At 68.5% G+C, this 7498-nt stretch carries 7 protein-coding genes and 1 tRNA gene; 7 read left to right on the forward strand and 1 reads right to left on the reverse strand.

What is annotated here, in order from left to right:
• Positions 1–329: 329 nt before the first annotated feature.
• From msuE to HNQ73_RS11270, 7 genes are all read left to right on the forward strand, one after another.
• A complete protein-coding gene (gene msuE, locus HNQ73_RS11240; RefSeq protein ID WP_183334925.1) occupies positions 330–893 on the forward strand; it encodes an FMN reductase in 564 nt (187 codons plus the stop codon).
• 43 nt (positions 894–936) lie between these two features.
• A complete protein-coding gene (locus tag HNQ73_RS11245; RefSeq protein ID WP_183334926.1) occupies positions 937–1938 on the forward strand; it encodes an ABC transporter substrate-binding protein in 1002 nt (333 codons plus the stop codon).
• 27 nt (positions 1939–1965) lie between these two features.
• Entirely contained in the window at positions 1966–2838 is an 873-nt protein-coding gene (locus HNQ73_RS11250) for an ABC transporter permease (RefSeq protein ID WP_183334927.1), read from the forward strand.
• Positions 2835–3575: an ABC transporter ATP-binding protein gene (locus HNQ73_RS11255; protein WP_183334928.1), complete on the forward strand. Its 741-nt coding sequence runs from the start codon at positions 2835–2837 to the stop codon at positions 3573–3575. The genes HNQ73_RS11250 and HNQ73_RS11255 overlap by 4 nt, the downstream gene beginning before the upstream one ends.
• Before the next feature lie 27 nt (positions 3576–3602).
• Positions 3603–4955, forward strand: a complete 1353-nt coding sequence (locus HNQ73_RS11260) for an LLM class flavin-dependent oxidoreductase (protein ID WP_183334929.1) — start codon at positions 3603–3605, stop codon at positions 4953–4955.
• Positions 4956–5051: 96 nt separating this feature from the next.
• Positions 5052–5501 carry an RrF2 family transcriptional regulator gene (locus HNQ73_RS11265; RefSeq protein ID WP_183334930.1) on the forward strand — a complete coding sequence of 150 codons (450 nt, stop codon included), beginning with the start codon at positions 5052–5054 and terminating at the stop codon, positions 5499–5501.
• Positions 5502–5568: 67 nt separating this feature from the next.
• Complete coding sequence (locus HNQ73_RS11270) at positions 5569–6948, forward strand: FAD/NAD(P)-binding protein (RefSeq protein ID WP_183334931.1); 1380 nt, start codon at positions 5569–5571, stop codon at positions 6946–6948.
• A 456-nt stretch (positions 6949–7404) separates the two neighbouring features.
• On the opposite strand, the gene HNQ73_RS11275 is transcribed toward HNQ73_RS11270, so the two are convergent.
• Positions 7405–7481 (reverse strand) — tRNA-Met (locus HNQ73_RS11275).
• Positions 7482–7498 lie beyond the last annotated feature (17 nt).

Consider the following 7498-nt stretch of genomic DNA (forward strand, 5'->3'; position numbering starts at 1 on the left):
GCTAAAGCGCCACGGAGCGACCTCCGCCTCGTGGTCCATGATCGAGAGGTTGGGAGATGTCACGTTTCCTCATGAGAGCCTGCTGTCGTAGCTGAGGCTCGGGCGCACGCCGCCTTCACGACCCCCTGAAAATTCATTCCGAACGTCGGCGCCGCGCCGGCGGAGGGAGCTTTTATGTCCAATTCCGCAGCCTCGACCCGCACCGGGTCGCGTGCACCCGCCCGCTCGCCCGCAGCCGGGCGCCAGGGTTGGTCCCCCCGAACCGACAACTCCGCCCCGCAACGGACGGCGCAGCCCGTCCGCGGTGTCGGCCACGAAGGAGGCTCACGATGAGCCGGTTGAGCATCGTCGCCGTGAGCGGCAACACACATCGCCCGTCCCGCACGCGGCTTCTGGTCGAGGCCATTGCTGCCGAGGTGGGCTCCTGGCGCAGCATCGACCTTGAAGTGTTCGACCTCGTCGATATCGGCGAGGAGATCGGCGCCTTCAGCCGCGCAGCGCTCGGCCCTCGGGCCGCAGCGATCATCCGGACGATCGCGGCCGCGGATGGCCTTATCGTCGGCAGCCCGGTCTACAAGGGTTCCTACACCGGGCTCTTCAAGCACCTCTTCGACCTCGTCGAGCCGCAGGCTCTGGCGGGCAAGCCCGTCATCGCCTCTGCCACCGGCGGCGGCCACCGTCACGCGCTCGTCGTGGAACATCAGCTGCGTCCGCTCTTCGGCTTCTTCGGCGCCCATACGGTGCCCACCGGCGTCTACGCGAGCGCGGAGGATTTTGCCGACGGCGCCCCTTCGCCCCAGCTCCAGCAACGCATCGCGGACGCCGCCTTCGAATTCGACCGTCTGCTCTCGCTCGGCAGGGCGAACCGCCCCTCGGTGGCGCGCGTCGCCTGACCGCCGGCAACATCATGGCCGGAAACGGCCCAGGAGATCGATCATGCCCCTCAGGACCGGACTTGCTGCGCTGCTGCTGGCCGCCGCTGTCGCATCGGCGCCGGCCGCAGCCGCGGGCGACGACCTGCCGCGCGACGTGCCGGCCGGCACGAAGCTGGTCGTCGCCGACCAGAACGAAGCCCTGCAGACGCTCATGCGAGCCTCCGGCGAGCACGACCGCCTCGCCGCCGAGGTCACCTATGCGAACTTCCTTGGCGGGCCCGCCATTCTGGAAGCCTTCCGCGCCGGCGCGCTCGACCTTGCCTCGGTCGGCAACACGCCGCCCATCCAGGCGCAGGCGGCAGGCGAGGCCATCCCGATCGTCGCGGCGGTGACGAGCCAGGTCGTCGACTATTCGCTCGCCGTGCGGCCAGGCCTCTCGGTGAAGACGCTAGAGGAGCTCAAGGGCAAGCGCATCGCCTATGCCGAGGGCACCGGCCGTCAGCCCTTCGTGCTGCATGCCCTCAAGGCGGCCGGGCTGACGCGCAAGGATGTCGTGCTCGTGCCCCTGCGCGTTTCCGACTTTCCGGACGCGATCCGCACAGGGCAGGTCGATGTGGCGGTGCTGAATGAGCCCCACTTCTCGCGCTACCTCGCCGACACCGAGGGGGCGAGTGCCCTGCCTGACAGCGAGCATGACCGGCTGCCGCGGCGCCTGTCCTATCTCTACGCCAGCGCCAAGGCCCTCTCCGACCCCGGCAAGGCTGCCGCCATCCGCGATTTCGTGACGCGCTGGATCAAGGCCAGGCGCTGGGCCGCCGCCAATACCGACGCCTGGGTGAAGGCCTATTTCGTAGACCGCCAGCGCCTTTCGGCCGAGGACGGCCGGGCCATCACCCTGTCGGAGGGCGAGCCGGTCTTCCCGCTGCTGTCGCAGCTCGTGCCGCGCCAGCAGGAGCTGGTCGACATCATCTACGAGGCCGGAGACCTGCCGGAGCGCCTCGATGCGTCCAAGCAGTTCGACCTGCGCTTCGACGCGGTCATCTCCGAAGCGGCCGGCGACTGAGCCCGCGCGAAGGACGAGGAGGTTTCCATGACCATTGTCTCCCCGCGCGAGTTCTACGGGGCGTCCGCCTGGCGCGGCTTTCCGGGCCCCTCGACGCGCAAGGCCGGCAGGGCGGATCGGCCCGCGCGGCCGCTGACGCCGCGCCGGCTCGGCCCGGGCGGCCAGCTGTTCGGTCCCGCCCTCGTTCTGGTGATCTGGGAGCTCGCGTCACTGACGGGACTGCTGTCACCGCGCCTGCTCGCCGCGCCGTCGACGGCGGTCGCGACCGGCTACAGGCTGCTGGTCGAAGGCGTGCTGGTGCAGCATTTTCTCGCTTCCGCCGAACGGGCCTATCTGGGCCTTGCGATCGGCGTCGCCCTCGGCCTCGCGCTCGCCCTCATCGCGGGCCTGACGAGACTCGGCGAAGCCACGATTGACGGGCTCGTCCAGATCAAGCGTGCCATCCCCACGCTGGCGCTCATCCCCCTCGCCATCCTGTGGCTGGGTATCGGCGAGACCATGAAGGTCGCGCTCATCGTCACGAGCGTTCTGGTGCCGGTCTACATCAACACCCACGCGGCGCTGCGCGGCATCGACCTGCGCTACGTCGAGCTCGCCCGGACGGTGGGCCTGTCGCGGCTCGAGTTCATCCGCCGCGTCGCGCTGCCGGGCGCCCTGCCCGGCTTCTTCACCGGCCTGCGGCTGGCGGTGACCATGTGCTGGACTGCGCTCGTTGTGCTGGAGCAGATCAACACGACGGAGGGCATCGGCTACCTCATGAACCGGGCCCGCGACTACGGCCAGACGGACGTCATCGTGGTCGGGCTCGTTGTCTACGCCGCCCTCGGCCTCCTGTCCGACGGCGCCGTGCGCTGGTGGGAACGCCGGGTCCTCTCCTATCGCAAGGTGATCGGAACATGACGACGCTGCGCCTCGAAGCGGCCGCCCCGGTCGCGCGCCCCGCCGCCGTTGTGCTCGAAGGCCTGAGCCGGGGGTTCGGGGGCCGCCGGATCCTCGACGGCATCTCGCTCACCATCGCGGCCGGCGAATTCGTCGCGCTCATCGGCCGCAGCGGCTCGGGCAAGAGCACCCTCCTGCGGACCCTCGCCCGGCTCGACGACGATGCCGAGCGCGAAGGCGTGCTGCACGTGCCGGCCCAATCCTCCGTGCTCTTCCAGGATGCGCGGCTACTGCCCTGGATCCGCGTGCTCGACAACGTGATGCTCGGCCTGCGCGACAGCGAAGCCCGCAGCCGCGCGCTCAAACTGCTCGCGGACGTCGGCCTCGCCGGCCGGGAGGCCGCCTGGCCGGAAACCCTGTCGGGCGGGGAGAAGCAGCGTGTCGCCCTCGCCCGCGCGCTGGCGCACGAGCCGGAACTGCTGCTGGCGGACGAGCCCTTCGGCGCGCTCGACGCCCTGACCCGCCTGCGCATGCACGCGCTGCTGTTCCAGCTCATCGGCAGATACAGGCCGACGGTGCTCCTCGTCACGCATGATGTCGACGAGGCGCTCACCCTGGCGGATCGCGTGCTCGTGATGGAAGAAGGCCGCATCGCGCTGGACCGGCCAGTCGACCTGCCCCACCCGCGGCGCCCCTCCGACGCTCGCTACGAAACCCTTCGCCGCAGCCTTCTGGCGGCGCTCGGCGTCTTTGCCTGACAGCCCTCACCGGTCGGGAGAACCGTCATGACCAGACAGCTCCACTTCAACCTCTTCGTGCACGGGCGCGGCCACCACGAGGCCGCCTGGCGGCATCCCGCCGCCACGACGCAGTCCCTCACAGACATCACCTATTACCAGGACCTCGCCCGCCGCGCCGAGGCAGCCCTGTTCGACGCCATCTTCTTTGCCGATGCGCTCGCCATCAGCCATGAGGTCGAGCACAACGCGCGCGGCGGCCTCGAGCCGCTGACGACGCTCGCGGCGCTGGCCGGCGTCACCGAACGGCTCGGCCTCATCGCCACCGCCTCCACCACCTATACCGAGCCCTTCAACCTTGCCCGCCAGTTCGCCTCGCTCGATCACATCAGCAACGGGCGCGTCGGCTGGAACATCGTCACATCCTGGGTCACGGGCGCGGGTCCCAACTTCGGTTACGACCATCAGATCGAGCACGCCGAGCGTTACGAGCGTGCCACCGAATTCGTCGAGGTCGTTTCCAAGCTCTGGGACAGCTGGGCCGACGACGCCGTACTCGACGACCGTGCGGCGGGCCGCTACGCCGACCCCACGCGCATCCGGCGCATCGACCATGTCGGGCGCTGGCACAAGGTGCGCGGGCCGCTGAACATTTCCCGCCCGCCCCAGGGGCGGCCGGTCTTCGTCCAGGCCGGCTCGTCGACCACCGGGCGGCGTTTCGCTGCCGCCCATGCCGAGGCGATCTTCACTGCCCACCTGGAGAAAGCATCGGCCGTAGCCTTCTATCGCGACATCAAGGATCAGGCCTCGGCGCTCGGGCGGTTGCCGGAGGAGATCGTCATCCTGCCCGGCATCAGCCCTGTCATCGGCTCCACCGAGGCCGAGGCCCAGCGCCTCGACCGCGAGCTCAACGAGCTCACTGTTCCCGCCGTCGGCCTCGAGCACCTGTCCAACCGCTTCGGCGGCCACGACTTCTCCCATCTCGATCTCGACGCCGTGCTCTCGGTCGACGACTTTCCTGACCCGGAGACGGTCCAGGCCGCCCGCAGCCGCACGGAGGTGATCATCTCCTTCGTGCGGCGGGAGCGCCCGACACTGCGCGCCCTGCTGCACAAGCTCGCGGGCGCGCGCGGCCACCTGACTGTCGTGGGCACGCCCGAGCAGATCGCCAATACCATCGAGGACTGGTTTGAGAGCGGCGCGGCTGACGGCTTCAACGTGATGCCGCCCATCCTGCCCTACCTCTTCGACGTCTTCGCCGATGAGGTGGTCCCGATCCTGCAGAAGCGCGGCCTGTTCAGAACGCGCTACGAGGGCCGCACCTTGCGCGATCACTACGGGCTGGAACGGCCGGCAAACCGCTTCTTCGAGCAGGCATCGCCGGCGCTCGAACCGGCCTAGCTGCGGCACGGTGGCGCTCGACGGGGCGAGAAAAAGGCCCTATTTCTACCGCTTACCTAGAATAATACCCACCCTGCCGGACGCCGCCGCCGCAAAATGCTGACAAAAAAGGGAAAGTACGGGCTCAAGGCCCTGGTCCATCTCGCGGGACTGGGAGGCGAGGAACTGGCCCAGGTCTCGGACATCGCCGAAGCGGAGCGCATTCCGAAGAAGTTTCTCGACGCCATCCTCGCCGAGTTGCGCAATGCCGGCTTCGTCCAGAGCCGCAAAGGCAAGCACGGTGGCTACCGCCTGGCCCGCCCCGCGCACGAGATTTCTGTGGGGCAGGTCATCCGCGTTCTCGACGGGCCCCTGGCGCCGATCCCCTGTGCCAGCCGGACGCGCTACGAGCCCTGTGAGGACTGTGTTTCGGAGGAGCATTGCTCCGTGCGTCTGATGATGCTCGATGTGCGCAACGCCATCGCGGCCGTTCTGGACGGACGCACCTTGGCGGACATGCGCGCGCTCGGTAACGTCAGAGAGCTTGAGTTGATCTATCATATCTGACGGCGCCCCGCGGCCCGTCGACTGCCCATTTCGATAACGGAAGCCATAGACGAATCCGGAGAGGTCCATGCTGTCGGCCCCGCGCGTGATCATCATAGGAGGCGGCGCTAGCGGCACCCTGCTCGCCTGTCACCTTCTGCGCGAGCCGCTCCCCGATCTGCGTGTCACCCTGATCGAACCGCGCGATGAGCTTGGCCCGGGCATCGCCTTCTCGTCCCCGAGCAGCAACCACCTGCTCAACGTTGCCGCCGCCAACATGGGCGCCTTCGCCGACGAGCCGCGGCACTTCTGGCACTGGCTGGTCCGCAACGGCATGCTCCCGGCATCGGGGGATGCCGAGCCGTTTTTCTTCGCCCCGCGCGCCCTTTATGGAACCTATCTGCGCAGCCTTGTCGAACCGCATCTGACCGGCGACGACCGGCCCGGGCGGCTGTCGATCGTGAAGGGCACCTGCGTCGATGTGGCCGAGCGCCCGTCGGGCGTGGAGGTGCGTCTCGAAGACGGCACCAGCGTGCTCGGCCATGTCGCCGTGCTCGCGACCGGCCACGAGGAGCCGCGGCAGGACGGCTGTCACGTCAGCCCATGGGTGTCACCGTCCGTTGCCGGCGTCGATCCTGACGCCACGGTGCTCATTCTTGGCACCGGGCTGACGATGGTGGATTACGTGCTGTCGCTGCTCGACGTGCAGCATCGCGGCCCCATCGTCGCCATGTCGCGCCGGGGGCTGCTGCCGCAGGCGCATCGACGCGTCAAGCCATTGATCATCGATGCCGCTGACGTGCCCTTCGGCACGGATGTCAGCTACTTCATGCATTGGCTGCGGGAGACCATCGCCTGGGCGCAGGAGCGCGGCGACGACTGGCGCAGCGTCATAGACGGCGTGCGTCCGCATACGCAGCGCATCTGGCAGAGCTTTTCCGAAAGCTCGAAGCGCCGCTTCCTCACCCACGCCCGCGCCTGGTGGGATGTGCACCGCCACCGCATGCCGCCCGAGGTGGACGCGCGAATCAAGGCTGCGCTGGCGACCGACCGGGTCCAGCTGATCGCCGCTAAGGTGGTCGCGACCGAACCGCGCGGCGATGGCGCGAGGGTGCGCTACCGCCGGCGGGGCGCAAGGCAGGAGGAGGTGCTGGACGTCGACCACATCGTCTCGTGTACTGGCATCGTGACCAATCCCAGCGAGACGAAGAACCCGCTCCTGCGGGCGCTCTTTGCCAGCGGCCGCGCACGTGTGGACCCGCTCTGCATCGGGCTCGACGTCACCACCGACGGGGCGCTGATTGACCGCGACGGACACCCCTCGTCACGGCTGTTCGCAGTGGGCCCCGTGACGCGCGCGGCATTCTGGGAGATCGTCGCCGTGCCGGATATCCGCACGCAGTGCGCCCGGCTCGCGCGTCGCATCCTCAATGATACGGCCGCCAGTCTGGCCGCCACGCGGCCGTAGGTCTTCCCTGCGACGACCGGGACATCCTCAACGGAACGCTGCGGAGCCCGCCGATGCGCAGCCCTCCACCGGCAGGGTTCTATTTTTGTTTTCGCCCGTTGTGTGGCGAGCCCTCATTCTCGATCTTGGCCGTTGTCTTGCGCTGCACGTTGTCTTGAACTTGAAAGGACGAGGCCGTATCCGCGATGTCGCCCAGCTCGTCCCTGCCATGCTTTTGAAATTGGGCATCGTCAGGCTGAGCAAGAAGCGCCAGGCGGGCGTTTCGCGTGAGTGCGGGCCAACGCGCTTTCGGCCGATTGGGGGCAGTTTCGGGCAGCGGTGGGGCGGGCCTTGTTTCGGCCGCGCTTGATCCTTGTCTGCTTTTGTTGCCCTGCTGCGGTGGGGTGTGGCGTGCGGGGCTTCCGCGCGGTTTCTGCGGCTGCGCTGCGCTTGGGCTGTGTTTTGTTGGGTTTGGATTGGTTGCGGGGGCAGGATTTGAACCTGCGACCTTCAGGTTATGAGCCTGACGAGCTACCGGGCTGCTCCACCCCGCGTCGAGGTGTTTTTGCGC

This window comes from Chelatococcus composti, assembly GCF_014201415.1.
GTDB classification, from domain to species: domain Bacteria; phylum Pseudomonadota; class Alphaproteobacteria; order Rhizobiales; family Beijerinckiaceae; genus Chelatococcus_A; species Chelatococcus_A composti.